This is a genomic window from Rhodococcus sp. SJ-2 (assembly GCF_053750035.1).
Window position 1 is genome coordinate 2,566,074 of sequence record NZ_CM132340.1, and the last position, 16,957, is coordinate 2,583,030.

Genomic DNA, 16,957 nt, shown 5'->3' on the forward strand with positions numbered 1-16,957 from the left:
TCACGATATATCGTTTGTCAACGACGGCGCCGTTCGATCTGTTGTCGGCACGCGCCGGTACTCTCGGCGCGTGGCCCTGTACCGGAAGTATCGACCCGCGACCTTCGCCGAGGTGGTGGGGCAGGAGCATGTCACCGCGCCCCTAAGCACGGCTCTCGACACCGGGCGCATCAACCATGCGTACCTGTTCTCGGGTCCGCGTGGCTGCGGTAAGACATCTTCGGCGCGCATCCTCGCCCGGTCACTCAACTGTGAACAGGGCCCAACCTCGACACCCTGTGGACAGTGCCGGTCGTGCGTGTCGCTCGGCCCGGGCGGCGGAGGCAACCTCGATGTCACCGAACTCGACGCGGCCAGCCACGGCGGCGTCGACGACACCCGCGAGCTTCGCGATCGCGCGTTCTACGCACCGGCCGAGTCGCGGTACCGGATCTTCATCATCGACGAAGCTCACATGGTCACCACGCAGGGATTCAACGCCCTGCTCAAGATCGTCGAGGAGCCACCGGAACACCTGATCTTCGTGTTCGCGACCACCGAACCGGAGAAGGTGCTCCCCACCATCCGGTCGCGAACGCACCATTACCCATTCCGCCTGCTCCCTCCCACCACGATGCGCGGCCTTCTCGAGAAAATCTGCGTCCAGGAGAACGTGCCGGTCGAGGATGCGGTGTATCCGCTGGTCATTCGCGCCGGTGGTGGTTCGCCCCGAGATTCGCTGTCCGTCATGGATCAGCTCCTCGCGGGAGCAGGGGTCGAAGGTGTCACGTATCCGCGCGCTCTGTCGCTGCTCGGGGTCACCGATGTGGGGTTGATCGACGAAGCCGTCGACGCGCTGGCGGCCGGGGACGGCGCGGCGTTGTTCGGCACCGTCGAGAAGGTCATGGATGCCGGACACGATCCGCGTCGCTTCGCGATCGACCTCCTTGAACGCCTCCGCGACCTCATCCTCATGCGAAATGTCCCCGACGCCGCGGAACGTGGCCTCGTCGATGCCCCCGGCGACGTGCTCGAACGCATGCGTGACGAGGCCTCGCGGCTCGGTCCGGCCACGCTCACGCGCTACGCGGAGATCGTCCATGCCGGACTCGGCGAGATGCGCGGTGCGACGGCGCCCCGCCTGTTGCTCGAAGTGATGTGCGCTCGCATGCTGCTTCCTGCGGCATCCGATGCGGAGTCCGCGGTACTACAGCGGCTGGAGCGGCTCGAACAAGGATTCGTCCCGGGGCGCGCCGCCGGTGCAGCGGTTACGGCAGCGGGTTCCGTTGCGGCTCCGCCTCCGACAGCACCCGAACCTGCCGCCGTTCCGATCGCGCCCGACGAACCGGCCGCGCGTTTCCAGCGTCCGTCTCAACGTCGTGCACCCGACCCGGTGCAGATCGAGGCTGCTTCCGCACTGCCCGCGCAGCCCGAACCACAGGCGCCGGAGCCCGCTTCGGCTCCCGAGCCGCGTACTGAGACGCAGCCGCCTCCTGCTGTGATACCCGAACCGGCACCTGCGCCGGAGCCTGTACCGGAACCCGAACCGGCGCCTGAGCCCGCGCCGGAGCCTGCTGCGGCATCGAGTCTCGACGCGGCAGCCATCCGTGCGGTGTGGTCCGAGGTACGCGCCAAGGTGCGTGCCCGCAGCAAGACCGTGGAGGTCATGTTGTCCGGTGCTACCGTCCGCGAGGTCGATGGCACGCGGGTCGTCCTGGTCCACGATTCGGCGCCGCTGGTCAAGCGACTCGCCGAACCGCGCAACGCAACCGTGATTGCCGAGGCACTCCGCGAATTGTTCGGTGTCGACACCGAGGTCACATGTGTCCACGGGTCTGCCGCGCCGGCACCTGAGAAAGCTGCTGCGGCACCTAAGCAGTCGCGCCCCACCGGGCAACCACGGTTCTCGCGGCCCAGCCAGGCCAAGCGGTCGCCGACTCCGGACGCAGCACCTCCGCCCGTCGGCGGGGCGAGTGCAGCGCCGTCACAGCGTTCCGAGTACGACGACATTCCCCCGCCGGACGCACCCGATCTGCCCGACGATCCCGGCCCGGATGCGAATTACGACGCTCCGCCGCCGGATCCGTCGGAGATCTCCAAGGAGGACGTCGACGAGATGTTCGCCGAGGCCGCGACGCCGGGCGATCCGTCGACCCGTCGTGATCCCGAAGATGTGGCGATGGAGTTGCTCAAGGACGTGCTTGGCGCTCGGCCGATCGACGAGAAGTAGCGGGGGATCAGTTCGCTCGATGTGCGCCCGGGCCGGGGCGCACATCCGCGTCGCGCGGCTCGACGCGATGGCCGGCCTCGCATTGCACGACGGCCGCGACGGGTTCGCCACAGTCGTGGTGGTGCACCGTGAGGGCCGGTCCTTCCGGATCGGCGTAGTGGCGGTCGCCCCATTGCAGTAGGGCGATCAGGATCGGATACAGTTCGCGGCCCTTGTCGGTGAGCCGGTATTCGTGACGGGCGCGACGACCCGCTTCCCGGTAGGGCACGGTGTCGAGTACGCCCGCGTCGACGAGGGTGCGCAGTCGCGCAGAAAGGATCGGTTCGGAAATTCCGGTGTGCTGTCGCATCTGCTCGAATCTGCGCACACCGTTGAAGACCTCGCGTAGGACGATCATCGTCCACTTCTCGCCGATGATGTTCATCGTTCGCTGGACCGAGCAGTTGTCGGTGTTGTAGTCGAGCCACTGCATGATGCGAGCGTAGCTGACTGTGGTCTTGACAGGCAGGCCCTTACCTGGCTAACTGTGATTTCAGAAGTCAGCTGTGGAGTGAGGAGTAACCATGTCGGAGACCAAGGGAACTGCGGCGGTGCCGGACGCGTCCCTCGCAGCCGCGAGTCGATTCGTCGCTGCGAGCGGATTCGTCGTCGAGGAGGCAACACCGACTCGAGTGTCCGGACATGTCGACCTCGGCGAAGACCACCTCACCCCGTGGGGCGTCGTGCACGGCGGCGTCTACGCCACCATCGTGGAGAGCGCAGGCAGCATCGGAGCCAGCGCCGCGGTCGTCGATCGCGGTCAATTCGCCGTCGGCGTGCACAACGCTACCGATTTCCTGCGGTCCAGCAGGGGGTGCCGCGCGGTCGTGGTCGCCGAGCCGATACAGCAGGGCCGCACGCAGCAGCTGTGGCAGGTGATCATCAGTGATACCGCGAGCGAGAAGGTACTCGCTCGCGGTCAACTGCGACTACAGAACATTCCGCTTCCTGAGTGAGGCCTCTGTTCGGTCGTGTCAGCGGATGAGATTGCCGAGATCGATCGGAACCTGTGCCCCGGTGATGTACTTGGCTTCGTCCGAGCACACCCACGCGACCACCGAGGCGACGTCGTCGGCCTGAAGAATTTGGTAGGGAAGCGAATTCATGTAGATGGGTCCGAGCGTCGAGGCGTACTTCGCGATCAGCGGGTGCAGATCCGAGACGGTCATACCCGTCTCGACGCCGGCCGGATGGACGGTGTTGACCCGGATCCGATGCTCGCCCAGCTCGTTCGCCATGGTTTTCGCGAGACCCACGATGCCGTGCTTCGTCGCGGCGTAATGGCCGGTGAACGGGGTGCCCTTGATACCGGACACCGAGCTGGTGAACACGATCGAGCCGCCGTCACCCGTTGCGAGCAGGTGCGGTACGGCGGCCTTCGCAGTGTGGAACACACCGGTCAGATTCACGTCGACGGTCTCTTTCCACTGTTCGAGGCTGATCTCCCACGACAGCCCGCCCGAGCAGATGCCTGCGTTGGCGATCACGACGTCCAGTCGCCCGAAGGTCTCGACTCCCGCTGCGAGCGCCTGCGACAACGAGTCGAAGTCGCGTACATCGGCCACGGTCGCGACAATGCGTCGCCCGGTCGCCTCCACCAGGCGCACGGTCTCGTCGAGATCGTCGCGCGTTGCCCCGGCGTACGCGGTCGAGGAGAACTCACTGCACGCGTCGACGGCGATGATGTCGGCACCTTCGTGCGCGAACCTGACGGCTTCGGCGCGACCCTGCCCGCGCGCTGCTCCGGTGATGAACACGACCTTGTTCTCGAATCGGTGGGGTGCAGAATGGCCGGTCGAGGTCATGCGGGCTCCTTCGGATCTGAGTACCTGTCCGGCGATTCTGTGGGCAGTCGTCGCGCTCGGGCCCGGGCATTCCCGCTGAGCGAGAGACCGTGCGATTCACAGCGAACTCCCAGCGATACCGCAGCCGAGTCACTGCGCGCCGCCCCAGACTGAGGCGGTGATTGCAACAGCCCCCGGCCAGGTGCACCGGAAGGAGACTCGGTGAGGAAACAGCTCTCGAAAACCCACCAGGACACATATGAAGGACGCGGCCTGCCCAGGCCGCACGACGAGATCGTCGACCAGGGTCTGGCCTTCGACGTCGGCACTCTGTTGAGCCGACGCAAGATGCTCACGCTCTTCGGATTGGGTGCCGCGACGGTCGGCCTGGCTGCATGCGGAGGCGCAAACAGCGGCACCACCGCATCCGCGACGTCGACGACGGCCGCTGCCTCGGGCCTTGCGGAAATCCCCGACGAGACAGCCGGGCCCTACCCGGGCGACGGATCCAACGGTCCGGACGTGCTCGAACAGAGCGGGATCGTGCGGAACGACATCCGATCGAGCTTCGGGGAAGCCTCTGCGACCGCCGAGGGAGTCCCGATGACGCTCGAGCTGTCCATCGCCGACCTGGCAGCGGGAGGAGTTCCCTTTGCCGGGGCAGCGGTGTACGTGTGGCACTGCAACCGCGAAGGCGGCTACTCCCTGTATTCGGAGGGGATCACCGACGAGAACTACCTGCGCGGCGTGCAGATCGCGGACGCCGACGGAAAGGTGAGATTCACCAGCATCTTCCCCGCGGCATATCCTGGCCGGTGGCCGCACATCCACTTCGAGGTCTATCCGGACGAGGAATCCATCACCGACTCCACCAAGGCCGTCGCCACTTCCCAGGTCGCGCTACCGCAGGATGTGAGCGAGACGGTGTACGCCACGCCTGGTTACGAGGCTTCGGTCGCCAATCTCGCGGCGATGACCCTCGAGACCGACAACGTCTTCGGCGACGACGGCGGCGTGAGCCAACTCGGCACGGTCACCGGCGACGTCACCAGCGGATACCACGTCGTTCTCGCTGTCGGTGTCGACACGACCACGGAACCCACGGGTGGCAACATGTCCGGTGGAATGCCGCCCGGTGGAATGCCGCCCGGTGGAATGCCGCCCGGTGGAATGCCGCCCGGTGGAATGCCGCCCGGTGGAATGCCGCCGGGAGGAACCCCGCCGAGCGGTATACCCAGCCCTCCCACGAACTGACGGGAGATGCCGGGCGGGGTTCCCGCTCAGTTCTCGCCGAGACCCAGCTCTTCTGCGCGGACGAACTTCGTGTACTGGGCGGCCACTCGTTGCGGCATCGTCCGCAGGGTGTCGTCGTCGGGGTCGGTGTTCCCGACCGCGCGATGTCCGACGAGCTGAGCGACGTACGGACCGTAGGTCATCATGCAGTCCATCAACCTGCCCTGAGCGATGTCGCCGGCACGGCAGACGGTGTCGGGAACACCCTGTGGCGCAGGCTCGTCGACCAGGTCAGGGTAGGTGTCGTGGCTCTGCTCGAGGAACGCCTCGCGCAATTCGCGGGCGGCTTCGGGTCCGCTGGTGCGGTAGACGGTCGAATTGGCCAAAGCGACACGGTCGGTACCGGTGGCTTCGAAGATGTCGGCCGTCTCTGCGGGATGCGAATCGAAGTGCAGCCATCCGAGCGGTCCGTAGACTGCTGTGTCGGAGTTCCTTGCGTACTCGTTCTCGGTGAATCCGACCGCGCGCGCGAGGACCTTGTCGAGGTCGACCGGAAGCGACTCGATTTCGTCGGTCGGTGAGAACGGAAACTGCTCGACCAGCGAAAGCTGCTCTTCGACAGCACGAGCCGTGGTATCCGAGTTCCACTCGGCATCATTGTCTTCCGCGGAAGTATAGGTGTAGACCACGTGTGGTCCCCGCGCGGTGAAAGTCGACATGCTTGCGGTGTCGAGGCTGTCCCAGTAGTAGGTCGTTGCGAATGTGTCGGGCAGCTGCGGGATCGATACCGGTGTCTGCGGTCCCGAAGTGAATCCGACATCCTCCGGGGCGAGCGCGTTGGCGTGCAGAGCGGCAGCAGCCTGGGCGGCGCTGTCCGCGTCGGGGAACCGCCACACCGCGACACCGAGCTGACGGGAGGCATCGGGTGTACTGCTGAAACTGCCGAAGCCCGTGATGATGCCGAACGATTCGGCCACCTCGGCGGCGCCGCCGCCGCTGAGGACCTTGCCGATTCCGCCGACGCCGACGCCTGTCGCCATGCCGCCACCGTCTGTGAGCGTGGGGTCGATGGTGTAGGGGTGAATCACGAACTCGGCCATGCGCTGACCTTCGACTGCGGGACCGAAATCCCCGGCCGACTGGCCTTCGGCGATGAAGTCGCGCGGTTCGACGTTGTATTCCCCCGTGTCGAGTGCTGCGATATCGAACGTTCCGGTGGTGCTGCCGCTTTCGATTGCCTCGCCTTCGGCGAGTGCGGTGCCCTCGGAAGTAGTGCTGCAGCCGGCGAGTGCCAGGGTGACAGCGGTGGCGGCGAGAAGAATGCGTGAGGTACGCATGGTAGTCGATACTCCTTGTCCTGCAATCGGCGCAGGTGGCGTGGGGTGGATCAGGCAGGTGCGAAACCGATTTCGGTGAGCAGGGTCATTCCCTGGCCGGCCGAGTCGGTGGAGAACTGGATGAGTAGTCCCGTCGATCGGTCTATAGCCGTGAAGTAGGTGCCGTCCTGGCCCTGATCGATGATGCGGTTGTTGTCCGGCGAGACGATCTTGATGTTTCCGTCGTTGCTGTCGCGCAGGCGTATGAAATTCGAGCGCGCGTATTGGTCGTCACGCCACGCGGTGACCGACTCGTAGTCGTTCTTCTCCATGCCGATCGCTCGGCCGAGCGAGGAATCAGGATTGACCAGGCAGCGGACCTGCAAGGCCCCCTGGGTGCTGAATCCTGACTTGTTGCATTCGGAGCTCGCGTCGATGAGCTTTCGCGGAAGTAGCGCGGTGACATCGTCGTAGGTCTCGCTGGTATAGCTCGAGTCGGAAGTGGCGGGCGGCTTCCCACCGTTGTCCGGTGCGGCTTCGGTGGTTGTCGCGGTGACTTCTGCCGCCAGGGCGTCGTCCTGCGTGCCGTAGTAGAAGCCCGCCGCTGCGATGGCGACGGCCACCACAGCTCCTCCGGCGAGTGCCAGGGTCTTCCGGTTGGTGCGCGTCGGCGCCGACGCGCCGGTATTCGGTTTGACGAACGAGGCAGGCGGCGGGGGAGCCGACGCGGTGTTCCCGGTCGGCCTCCGTTCGAGCACCTCGGTGTCGACCATCGCGGGAGGGTCGGTGGCGCGACCACCTGCGACGAACCCGGCGGCGCCCTTCGCGACGACGGTTTTCGGGTCGTCCAGTGTGGCGATCGGCCCGAGCTCGGCCAATCTGCGGTGCACGTAGGGGATCCGGGAGGAGCCACCGGTCAGGTACAGCGCCTGCAGGCCGCCGCTTCCGATGCCTGCGTCGCGCAACACTCCGCGGGCGAGCTGGACGGCGCGGGTGATCTGCGGTTCGATCAGCTGCTCGAATTCGTCCCGCGTGAGAGTCAGGGTCTTGTCCGACCCATTGCCCCTGACCCGGATCGTCGCCGACGGAGCTTCCGAGAGGAGTTCTTTCGCCTTTCGGATCTGATCGTCGAGAGTGCGACGGGTCTCGAGACCTTCCGGCGTGCGCAGCCACGCTGCGAGCTGCGGATCGTCCTCGGCCAGATGCTGGTCTACCCATCGGGCTATCGCACCGTCGAGACTCTTGCCTCCGAGGGCGTTGTCGCCTCCGGCACGCAGAACCTCGAAGGTCCACTCGTTCGTTGCGGTGAGGACGGCTACATCGAGGGTTCCGCCACCGAAGTCGAACACGGCGATCGTCGAGCCCTTCACGATTTTCGCGTCGTGCTGGCGTGAGTAGTAGAAGGCCGCCGCGCGAGGTTCGGAGATCAGCGAGACACTCCCACCGAGCCCTGCGATCGATGCGGCCTCGCGCAGCACCGACAATTCTCGTGACGACCACGCCTCCGGATGGGTGAGCACGACCTCGGCCGGCGGTTCGTTGTTGTGGCGTTGAAGTGCTTGCCCGTACACGGTGCGCAGCACTGCCGCGATGATCGATGAGACGGCAACTTCCCGGTCCCGAACGACGATTCCACCGGCAACGACCAGTGACTTCGGTGCGACCACGAACCCGGCGGGGTCGAGTGAGGCCTGGTTGAGCGCCACGTCTCCGGTGGACATCGCATTCGGGCCGACGAAAACCGATGACGGCAGAGCATTGCCCGTGTGTGTCAGTGGGAGCGTCTCGACTCGGTCGGGTCCGATTCGGTGCGCCGCGGCGGTATTGGACGTGCCGAAGTCGACCGCTAGGACCCAGCTCATCGGTAGTTCTCCCTCATGATCATCGGTGCACTCGCACCTTCACTTCGACGTAGCGGATCATATGACCGCGATGTCGCCAACCTGCTCGGACGGTCTGCTCGATCGTGTTCACGTCCGCCTCGCGCGGTGCGGGCACCATCGCGACGGCACGGTGGAAGGTGGGGTCGAACGGCGTGCCCACCGGCGCGGTCACGCGTTCGACTCCCATCCCGGCGAGCCGGTCGATGATGCCGGTGCGCTCTTCGCCCTCTGCTGCCACGTCGGCCGCGGTGATCAGGTCGTCGATCCGATCGGCGATCGGAGTCGTACCTGCATCATCGGTTGTCATGACAGATCAGGCGAGATCGGTGTTGTACTCGGAGCTGCTGCCGGTACCGAACTCGCTGACGTCGACGTAGTCGTCGGCAGTGCCGTCACCGTCGTAGTCCACTGCGCCGGTGTGCAGGTCGATCACGGCGTCGACCTCGCCGTCGCCATCGGCATCGATCGCGGCGACATCGAGGCTGCCGTCGGCATCGGAGTCGATCGCGGATATGTCGATCAGCCCGTCACCGTTGGTGTCCATCGAGATCTGGTCGAGCACGCCGTCGCCGTCGCTGTCGCTGATGTTGGCGTCGATGCGACCGTCACCTTCGAGGTCGACGGTGGTCAGATCCACCATGCCGTCGCCGTCGGTGTCGTAGTCGACGTACTGGGCTCCGTCCGAGCCCGAGTACTCGTCGAGGACCACCGGCCCCGAGCCGGAGGCGCCGGCCGGTGCGGAACCCGGGTTGCCCGACGCCGCCGCACCTGTCTCGCTGGAGCCGGAAGACGCGGCGCGGTCGCTCGAGTTGGAGGCCGACGAATTCGAACCGGAGACACCGGTGTCGAACGCGGAGGAGCGGTCGGCGGAATCAGTAGCCGAGGAGGAGACGCCTGCGTTGGCGGAATCGGACGACGAGGCCCTGTTGCTCGAGTCTGACGCAGAAGAGGACGCACCGACCGAGGCCGACGAGCCGCTGTCGCTCGCCGATCCGTGCGACGAGTCGGAGCTGCTCGAGCCCGACGAGTCGTAACGCTCGTAACGCTCGTACGATTCGTAGCTCACGGAGCCCTGGTCGCTGGCCGACGACGATCCGAAGGACGAGTCGCTGTCGTACGTGGAACCGGAACCGTACGACGAATCGGCGCGGTCGCTCGCGGCGGATGCGGAGTCTGCGGAGGACGCGGTCGAGCCGTACGACGAGTCCGAGCGGGTGCTGTCGGTCGACTCTGCGGCCTCCCCGGACGCTGCGGCGCCGAAGTTGGCGTCGGAGCGGGTGCTGTCGGTGGACTCGGTGGCGGAGTTGGCCGAAGTGTTGGAGAAGAATCCGCTGGTCATGGTGTGCTCACTTTCCATCGGTACGTTCGGGTGCCGGTGACGGGGCGTTCGTGTGTGTCGGTGATATGAGGCGCGGGCAGGACGAAAAGTTCCCGCAGAGTTCGAGATTTTCGCAGATTCGTCTGTTACCGCAGGTCAACGCAGAATGAAGCGCAGACGAATGTGTTGTGTGGCGCTGTTGCCGGGTTCGGTTCGGTCACGGAGCCCGATCGGTTCGGTCCTTATCGAGTCCGGGATGCACTCCTACGGTGGAGGCGGAAGGTTGGGCGCGGACGTCCTCATGTGATGTCGCGTCACCACACCGTCAGCACGGGAAGGAACCTGCGCACTGTGACCACCGAGGCATTCATCTATGAAGCCATCCGAACCCCCCGCGGCCGCGGTAAGAAGAACGGCTCGCTGCACTCCGTCAAGCCGATTTCCTTGGTTACCGGCCTGATCGACGAATTACGTGTCCGCTTCCCCGATCTCGACGAGGATCGCATTTCCGACCTCGTCCTCGGCATCGTCGGTCCGGTGGGCGACCAGGGCGCGGACATGGCCCGCGCCGCCGCCACCGCGGCCGGACTGCCCGACACCGTCGGCGGAGTCCAGATCAACCGCTTCTGCGCGTCCGGCCTCGAAGCCGTGAACACCGCGGCACAGAAGGTGCGTTCCGGCTGGGACGAGCTCGTCATCGCCGGTGGCGTCGAGTCCATGTCGCGAGTGCCGATGGGCTCCGACGGCGGCCCGTGGGGCCTGGACCCGGCCACCAACTACGACACCTACTTCGTACCCCAGGGCGTCGGCGCCGACCTCATCGCGACGATCGAGGGCTTCTCCCGCGAGGACGTCGACGCCTATGCTCTGCGTTCGCAGCAGCTCGCCGCTGCCGCGTGGTCGGGTGGCTATTTCGCGAAGTCCGTCGTCCCGGTCAAGGACCAGAACGGCCTGACGATTCTCGATCAGGACGAGCACATGCGTCCCGACACGACCCTCGCGGGTCTGGCCGGGCTGAAGCCGTCGTTCGCCACGGTCGGTGAGGTCGGTGGATTCGACGCCGTCGCTCTGCAGAAGTTCCATTTCGTCGAGAAGATCAACCATGTCCACCACGGTGGCAACAGCTCGGGCATCGTGGACGGCGCCGCGCTGGTGCTCGTCGGCTCCGAGCAGGCGGGCAAGGATCTGAACCTGACCCCGCGTGCCCGCGTCGTCGCGACCGCCACGTCGGGTGCCGACTCGACGATCATGCTCACCGGCCCGACACCGGCGACGAAGAAGGTCCTCGCCACCGCGGGCCTGACCGTCGACGACATCGACCTGTTCGAGATCAACGAGGCTTTCGCCTCCGTTGTCCTGAAGTTCCAGAAGGACCTGAACATCCCGGACGAGAAGCTCAACGTCAACGGCGGTGCCATCGCTATGGGACACCCGCTCGGCGCGACCGGTGCCATGATCCTCGGCACGATGGTCGACGAGCTCGAGCGCCGCGGCCTGCGTCGTGCCCTGCTCACCCTCTGCGTCGGTGGCGGCATGGGCGTGGCCACCATCATCGAGCGCGTCTGATACCGGAAGGATCCGAAATACAGTGACCGACAACATGATTTCCTGGGATCAGGACGCCGACGGCATCGTCGTCCTCACGCTCGACGACCCCAATCAGGGCGCGAACACCATGAACGCGCTCTACAAGGCCTCGATGAAGGCGACCGTCGATCGTCTCGTCGCCGAGAAGGACTCCCTGAGCGGCGTTGTCATCACCTCCGCGAAGAAGACCTTCTTCGCAGGCGGCGACCTGCGCAACATCATCGAGATCGGGCCCGACGACGCGCAGGCCGCGTTCGACGAGGTTCAGGACATCAAGTCCGACCTGCGTCGCCTCGAAACCCTCGGCAAGCCGGTCGTCGCCGCCATCAACGGTGCGGCGCTGGGCGGTGGACTCGAGATCGCGCTCGCGACCCACCACCGAATTGCTGCCGACGTCAAGGGCATCCAGATCGGACTGCCCGAGGCCAGTCTCGGCCTGCTGCCCGGTGGCGGCGGCATCACCCGCACTGTCCGCCTGCTCGGCCTGCAGACCGCGCTGCTCTCGCTTCTGCTGCAGGGCAACAAGTACAACGCGGTCAAGGCCAAGGAACTCGGTCTCGTGCACGAGGTCGTCGGCAGCATCGACGAGCTCGTTCCCGCCGCGAAGGCGTGGATCAAGACCAACCCCGAAGGGGGTGTGCAGCCGTGGGATGTCAAGGGCTACAAGATCCCTGGCGGTACCCCGTCGTCGCCTGCGTTCGCGGCGAACCTCCCGGCCTTCCCCGCGAACCTGCGCAAGCAGCTCAAGGGCGCCCCGATGCCTGCTCCGCGCGCGATCATGTCTGCAGCTGTCGAAGGCGCACAGGTCGATTTCGACAACGCGTCGACGATCGAGTCCCGGTATTTCACCGAGCTCGCCACCGGCCAGGTCGCGAAGAACATGATCCAGGCGTTCTTCTTCGATATGCAGTCCATCGGTTCAGGCGCGTCGCGTCCGAAGGATGTGCCGAAGCGTGAGATCAAGAAGGTCGGCGTTCTCGGTGCGGGCATGATGGGCGCGGGCATCGCATACGTGTCGGCGAAGGCCGGTTTCGATGTGGTACTCAAGGACGTCACCGTCGAGGCCGCAGAGCGCGGCAAGGACTACTCGGTCAAGATCGAGGAGAAGGCGCTCTCGCGTGGCAAGACCACCGAGGAGAAGTCGAAGGCTCTTCTCGGCCGGATCCACCCGACCGCCGACGCCGCAGACCTGAAGGGTGTCGACTTCGTCATCGAGGCCGTCTTCGAGAACACCGAGCTCAAGCACAAGGTGTTCCAGGAGATCGAGGACATCGTCGATCCCGATGCTCTGCTCGGCTCCAACACGTCGACGCTGCCGATCACGGGTCTCGCGACGGGCGTCAAGCGTCCCGAGGACTTCATCGGTATCCACTTCTTCTCGCCGGTCGACAAGATGCCGCTGGTCGAGATCATCAAGGGTGAGAAGACCTCCGACGAGGCGCTCGCCCGCGTGTTCGATTACACGCTCGCGATCCGCAAGACCCCGATCGTGGTCAACGACAGCCGCGGCTTCTTCACCTCGCGCGTGATCGGTACGTTCGTGAACGAGGCCATCGCGATGCTCGGCGAGGGCATCGAGCCCGCGACGATCGAGCAGGCCGGTTCGCAGGCGGGGTACCCGGCTCCGCCGCTGCAGCTGACCGACGAGCTGAACATGAAGCTCATGCAGAAGATCGCGAAGGAGACCGCGGAGGCCGCGGCGCAGGGCGACACCAAGCTCGGCACCACTCGTCACCCCGCGATCGACGTCGTCGATTTCATGGTCGAGGCCGGTCGTCCGGGGCGTCTCGAGAAGGCGGGCTTCTACGAGTACGACGAGAACGGCAAGCGTCTCGGCATCTGGCAGGGCGTGCGCGATCACTACAAGACCGTGGCGACGCTCGATGTACCGCTGCAGGATCTGATCGACCGCATGCTGTTCGCCGAGGCCATCGAGACCCAGAAGTGCTTCGACGAGGGCGTGCTCACCACGACCGCCGACGCAAACATCGGCTCGATCCTCGGTATCGGCTTCCCGGCCTGGACCGGTGGTGTCGCGCAGTACATCGTCGGATACCCAGGTGGTAAGGAAGGCTTCGTGAAGCGGGCCGAGGAACTCGCCGCCAAGTACGGCGAGCGTTTCACTCCGCCGGCGTCGCTGCGTAGCTGACCCAGTTACAACCGGAACGGGCAGATACACCCTTGCGAAAGGATGTATCTGCCCGTTCTCGGTGTATCTGCGCCTACGCGCTCATGCGACCCACCACGGGCGCAGCGGGACTTGAGGTGCCTGATCCTCACCCAGCTTCACGCCGAGAATCTGGTGCAGCTGGACGCCGTTGCTCTCGAATCCCACCCGCGACCCCGCCATGTACAGACCCCACAGACGTGCGGTGGCCTCGTCGACCTCGGAAAGTGCTGAATCCCAATGTTTCTCGAGGTTCTCGCACCATGCTTTCAAGGTCAACGCGTAATGCTGGCGCAGGTTCTCCTCGTGCATCACCTCGAAGCCGACGTTCTGGGCTTCCGAGATGAGCCGGCCCGACCCGGTGAGCTCCCCGTCGGGGAACACGTAGCGGTCGATGAAGCCGCCGGCCTTCATCCGTCCGCGGTTGTGAGGGCGAGTGATGCTGTGGTTGAGCAGCAGACCGCCGACACGGAGTTTGTCGTGCAGGAACCGGAAGTACGACGGGTAGTTCGCGGCACCGATGTGCTCGGTCAGGCCGATCGACGAGATCGCATCGAACCCGGTTTCCGACACGTCGCGATAGTCGGAGTGTCGCACCTCGGCGAGGTCGCCGAGACCTTCCTCGGCGATGGCCTTCTGCGCCCATTCCGCCTGTTCCTTCGACAGGGTCGCGCCGATGGCCTTCACACCTCGGCGGGCTGCGTAGCGCACCATGCCGCCCCAGCCGCAGCCGATGTCGAGCAGGCGATCCCCGGGCTTCAGTCGTAGCTTCTCGAAGACGAGGCGGTATTTGTTCTCCTGGGCGTCCTCGAGACTCTGGTTCTCCGATTCGAACACCGCGCACGTGTACGTCATGGAGGGGCCGAGCACGTATTCGTAGAACGTGTTCGACACGTCGTAATGGTGATGAATCACCTCGGCGTCGCGTGCCTTCGAATGGCGAAGGCCCTCGGCGACGCGGCGCCAGCGGGGGAGATGTTCCTGTGGTGGGGGAGCGATCGGCCTGATCAGGTCGGGTCCGAGCGACCGAACGATCTGCGCGAGAGTCCGCGCAGGCGGGCGCTCGAAGTGCACACCGCCGAGTGCCTTGAGCAGGGGATACGGGTCGGCGGGGTGCACACCCTCCGCCTCGAGCGTGCCGGAAACGTATGCGCGGGCCATGCCCAGGTCGCCCGGGGCGGTGACGATATAGGTAGCGCCTTCGGGGGCGGTCAGGTTGAGGCCGAACGGAGCGTCTGCGGGCCCGGTCGTGGAACCGTCGTATGCGGTGAACCGCAGCGGCATCTCACCGCCCGTTGCGATCTCGACGATCTGGGCAAGATTGAGCTTGTCCGTTTTATGCCCGGAGGCCTCCGATTTGAATGTGGTCAATGTCGTTGCACCGCCTTCGCGAACAGGCCCGTCAAGCGGGACCCTGGATCGTATCTATCCTTGAGCGCGGGGTATTCCCCCTCGCCGTAGTAGAGCTTCTCGAATTCGTCACGGCTGTAGAAAGAATCGGAATACAGCGACTTGTGACCGTCGAGTGCTGCCACCTTACGCTCGATGCGGCGGTTCGCGGCGCCTTCGGCCTCGCCGCGGACCACGGGCACCGACGACCAGAAACCGATGTTGACGTAGGTGCGTTTCGGCTCCAGCGGGTACAGCGGCCATGGCCGGCGAGGGTCGTACGACGCGGACCGATCGCGGAGACGCAAGGGGCACAGCCAGATCGGTTCGATGGGAATCTCATCGAGGAACCACTGCATGAACTCCTGGGTTCGTTCGATGGGAACCTCGATGTCCTGGACGACGCGTTCTCGCGGCGGATTGCCCTTGCGGGCCTCGATGCGGTCCGCGATCGAGTACTTGTGGTCGAGCGCGATGAGCTTCCAGTAGAAGCTGCTGCGCAGCAGCTTCTTCGGCCACAACTTCCGGATGCGAGGATTCTGGGCTCCGAAGGCGCGCGAGCACCAGAACCAGTCGGTGTCCCACCGCCACAGGTAGTCGTGGATGGTGAGGCGGTCGGTCTTGGGATGGTTGACGGACTCGTGCCGGATCGACTGGTAGAAGATGTTCATCTCGGTGTAGTCGGATACCGGCCCGGCTTCGGAGGTCTGCACGCCGAGCGTGAGGTAGCTTTCGTCGGCGGAGAAGACCACACCGTCGACATAGTCCACGGCAACTCCGGCGTACACGCGGTCGGTCGTGATCCGGTCGAGCGTCGACTGCAGGTCGGCAAGTGAGGTGAAACGCAGGTGACGCAACGCGACGAACGGCTTCACCGGTTCGAGTTCGATGCGAAGTCGCGTGGCATAACCCAGCGATCCGTAGGAGTTCGGGAAACCGCGAAACAGGTCGGCGTGTTCGCCGTCGGGTGTTGCGGTGATGATCTCGCCACCCCCGGTGAGGATGTCCATCTCGAGGACCGACTCGTGCGGCAGTCCGTTGCGGAACGAGGTGGATTCGATGCCGAGCCCGGTGACCGCTCCGCCGAGGGTGATCGTCTTGAGCTGGGGCACGACCAGCGGCGCGAGTCCGTACGGAAGTGTCGCGTCGACGAGGTCTTGGTACGTGCACATTCCGGCAACATCGGCCGTGCGTGCCTGCGGGTCGACGGAGATGACACCGCCGAGCCCCGCTACGTCGAGACCCGGTGAATCGACCTTCGTGCGTGCGCGGAACAGGTTCGAGGTCTTCTTCGCGAGACGTACCGGCGCATCGGCGGGGATGGTGCGATACGAGCGCAACAGACGTCGCACACCCTCGCGGTGGATCGAGTCGCCGTACGGCCCGACACTTCGTGACGTTCTCAGCATTCGACTCCCCTGCAGCAGCGCACCAGTGGTGGGACCCACAATAGACCTGCCGGGCACCTACGTCGCGGTACTGACAGGCAGGATGTAGGGCGTCGGCGAGCCGCACGGGCTCGAAACGAATCCACAGTCACAGAGGAGTTCACCGTGGCACAGGTCAGTGCAAGCAGCTCGATCCAATTGGCAGCGGCACCCGAGAAGGTGCTCGCGGCGCTTGCGGATTACGAGAGCGTGCGCCCGCGCATTCTCTCCGATCACTACCGGGACTATCGCGTGGTCTCCGGTGGGCAGGGCGACGGCACGATCGTGCACTGGCTGCTCCAGGCCACCGAGAAGCGGGTGCGCGACGTACAGGCGAAGGTGACGACCTCCGGCAGCACGATCACCGAGACCGACGCGAACTCGTCGCTCGTCACGACGTGGAGCGTGGTTCCCAACGGCACCGGCTCGACGGTCGTGACGCTCACCCAGTGGAACGGCGCGGGTGGCATCGGCGGATTTTTCGAGAAGACGTTTGCTCCGATCGGCCTGCGCAAGATTCAGAAGCAGGTTCTCGAGAATCTGAAGAACACGGTCGACTGACCTTCGTGTGAGTGCCGGCCAGGTGGGCATGCGACTAGCCTGGC

At 65.3% G+C, this 16,957-nt stretch carries 16 protein-coding genes; 8 read left to right on the top strand and 8 right to left on the bottom strand.

Translation table 11 applies throughout. The features are described from left to right. Positions 1 to 70 precede the first annotated feature (70 nt). On the top strand, positions 71 to 2,209 hold the full coding sequence (locus ACSYG9_RS12000) for a DNA polymerase III subunit gamma and tau (protein ID WP_440127354.1): 2,139 nt from the start codon (positions 71 to 73) through the stop codon (positions 2,207 to 2,209). A 7-nt stretch (positions 2,210 to 2,216) separates the two neighbouring features. Here the strand turns inward: ACSYG9_RS12000 and ACSYG9_RS12005 are convergent, their stop codons facing one another. After that, positions 2,217 to 2,681, bottom strand: coding sequence for a winged helix-turn-helix transcriptional regulator (locus ACSYG9_RS12005; protein WP_440127355.1), 465 nt, complete (start codon positions 2,679 to 2,681; stop codon positions 2,217 to 2,219). Positions 2,682 to 2,772: 91 nt separating this feature from the next. Between ACSYG9_RS12005 and ACSYG9_RS12010 the strand changes: the two genes are divergently transcribed. Then, positions 2,773 to 3,204 (top strand): hotdog fold thioesterase, encoded by a 432-nt coding sequence (locus ACSYG9_RS12010; RefSeq protein WP_440127356.1) that lies wholly within the window; start codon positions 2,773 to 2,775, stop codon positions 3,202 to 3,204. Positions 3,205 to 3,222: 18 nt separating this feature from the next. Here ACSYG9_RS12010 and ACSYG9_RS12015 read toward each other — a convergent pair whose 3' ends face one another. Continuing rightward, positions 3,223 to 4,053 (bottom strand): mycofactocin-coupled SDR family oxidoreductase, encoded by an 831-nt coding sequence (locus tag ACSYG9_RS12015; RefSeq protein ID WP_454842606.1) that lies wholly within the window; start codon positions 4,051 to 4,053, stop codon positions 3,223 to 3,225. Positions 4,054 to 4,254: 201 nt separating this feature from the next. Here ACSYG9_RS12015 and ACSYG9_RS12020 point away from each other — a divergent pair, with 201 nt between their 5' ends. After that, complete coding sequence (locus ACSYG9_RS12020) at positions 4,255 to 5,286, top strand: intradiol ring-cleavage dioxygenase (protein WP_454842608.1); 1,032 nt, start codon at positions 4,255 to 4,257, stop codon at positions 5,284 to 5,286. A 26-nt stretch (positions 5,287 to 5,312) separates the two neighbouring features. Here ACSYG9_RS12020 and ACSYG9_RS12025 read toward each other — a convergent pair whose 3' ends face one another. Genes ACSYG9_RS12025 through ACSYG9_RS12040 form a run of 4 tightly spaced genes read right to left on the bottom strand, consistent with a single transcriptional unit; the run spans position 5,313 to position 9,173 of the window. Continuing rightward, positions 5,313 to 6,602 (bottom strand): DUF7373 family lipoprotein, encoded by a 1,290-nt coding sequence (locus ACSYG9_RS12025; RefSeq protein ID WP_454842610.1) that lies wholly within the window; start codon positions 6,600 to 6,602, stop codon positions 5,313 to 5,315. Between the two features lie 50 nt (positions 6,603 to 6,652). Next, positions 6,653 to 8,443 (bottom strand): Hsp70 family protein, encoded by a 1,791-nt coding sequence (locus ACSYG9_RS12030; RefSeq protein WP_454842611.1) that lies wholly within the window; start codon positions 8,441 to 8,443, stop codon positions 6,653 to 6,655. A 19-nt stretch (positions 8,444 to 8,462) separates the two neighbouring features. After that, positions 8,463 to 8,771, bottom strand: a complete 309-nt coding sequence (locus ACSYG9_RS12035) for a nucleotide exchange factor GrpE (protein ID WP_440127361.1) — start codon at positions 8,769 to 8,771, stop codon at positions 8,463 to 8,465. A 6-nt stretch (positions 8,772 to 8,777) separates the two neighbouring features. Then, on the bottom strand, positions 8,778 to 9,173 hold the full coding sequence (locus ACSYG9_RS12040; protein WP_440127362.1) for a hypothetical protein: 396 nt from the start codon (positions 9,171 to 9,173) through the stop codon (positions 8,778 to 8,780). 40 nt (positions 9,174 to 9,213) lie between these two features. On the opposite strand from ACSYG9_RS12040, the gene ACSYG9_RS12045 reads away from it, so the two are divergent. From ACSYG9_RS12045 to ACSYG9_RS12060, 4 genes are all read left to right on the top strand, one after another. Then, the gene (locus tag ACSYG9_RS12045; protein ID WP_454842612.1) at positions 9,214 to 9,498 is read left to right on the top strand and encodes a hypothetical protein; all 285 of its coding nucleotides are present in this window, start codon (positions 9,214 to 9,216) and stop codon (positions 9,496 to 9,498) included. Positions 9,499 to 9,582: 84 nt separating this feature from the next. Continuing rightward, complete coding sequence (locus ACSYG9_RS12050; protein WP_440127364.1) at positions 9,583 to 9,843, top strand: hypothetical protein; 261 nt, start codon at positions 9,583 to 9,585, stop codon at positions 9,841 to 9,843. 290 nt (positions 9,844 to 10,133) lie between these two features. After that, entirely contained in the window at positions 10,134 to 11,348 is a 1,215-nt protein-coding gene (locus ACSYG9_RS12055; RefSeq protein WP_440127365.1) for an acetyl-CoA C-acetyltransferase, read from the top strand. A gap of 34 nt (positions 11,349 to 11,382) precedes the next feature. Next, positions 11,383 to 13,518: a 3-hydroxyacyl-CoA dehydrogenase NAD-binding domain-containing protein gene (locus ACSYG9_RS12060; RefSeq protein WP_454842946.1), complete on the top strand. Its 2,136-nt coding sequence runs from the start codon at positions 11,383 to 11,385 to the stop codon at positions 13,516 to 13,518. Between the two features lie 81 nt (positions 13,519 to 13,599). Here the strand turns inward: ACSYG9_RS12060 and ACSYG9_RS12065 are convergent, their stop codons facing one another. Together ACSYG9_RS12065 and ACSYG9_RS12070 are read right to left on the bottom strand one after the other, a co-directional pair. Next, positions 13,600 to 14,907, bottom strand: a complete 1,308-nt coding sequence (locus tag ACSYG9_RS12065) for a class I SAM-dependent methyltransferase (RefSeq protein ID WP_440127366.1) — start codon at positions 14,905 to 14,907, stop codon at positions 13,600 to 13,602. Further along, positions 14,904 to 16,334, bottom strand: a complete 1,431-nt coding sequence (locus ACSYG9_RS12070; RefSeq protein WP_454842614.1) for an FAD-binding oxidoreductase — start codon at positions 16,332 to 16,334, stop codon at positions 14,904 to 14,906. Before ACSYG9_RS12070 ends, ACSYG9_RS12065 begins: the two co-directional genes overlap by 4 nt. Positions 16,335 to 16,478: 144 nt before the next feature. Between ACSYG9_RS12070 and ACSYG9_RS12075 the strand changes: the two genes are divergently transcribed. Further along, positions 16,479 to 16,913, top strand: a complete 435-nt coding sequence (locus ACSYG9_RS12075; RefSeq protein WP_440127368.1) for an SRPBCC family protein — start codon at positions 16,479 to 16,481, stop codon at positions 16,911 to 16,913. Positions 16,914 to 16,957: the final 44 nt, after the last annotated feature.

Excerpts from the sequence above, each read along its gene's own strand:
- ACSYG9_RS12005 (WP_440127355.1), bottom strand. The coding sequence starts at position 2,681 with ATGCAGTGGCTCGACTACAACACCGACAACTGCTCGGTCCAGCGAACG.
- ACSYG9_RS12010 (WP_440127356.1), top strand. The coding sequence starts at position 2,773 with ATGTCGGAGACCAAGGGAACTGCGGCGGTGCCGGACGCGTCCCTCGCA.
- ACSYG9_RS12015 (WP_454842606.1), bottom strand. The coding sequence starts at position 4,053 with ATGACCTCGACCGGCCATTCTGCACCCCACCGATTCGAGAACAAGGTC.
- ACSYG9_RS12025 (WP_454842610.1), bottom strand. The coding sequence starts at position 6,602 with ATGCGTACCTCACGCATTCTTCTCGCCGCCACCGCTGTCACCCTGGCA.
- ACSYG9_RS12030 (WP_454842611.1), bottom strand. The coding sequence starts at position 8,443 with ATGAGCTGGGTCCTAGCGGTCGACTTCGGCACGTCCAATACCGCCGCG.
- ACSYG9_RS12035 (WP_440127361.1), bottom strand. The coding sequence starts at position 8,771 with ATGACAACCGATGATGCAGGTACGACTCCGATCGCCGATCGGATCGAC.
- ACSYG9_RS12060 (WP_454842946.1), top strand. The coding sequence starts at position 11,383 with ATGATTTCCTGGGATCAGGACGCCGACGGCATCGTCGTCCTCACGCTC.
- ACSYG9_RS12070 (WP_454842614.1), bottom strand. The coding sequence starts at position 16,334 with ATGCTGAGAACGTCACGAAGTGTCGGGCCGTACGGCGACTCGATCCAC.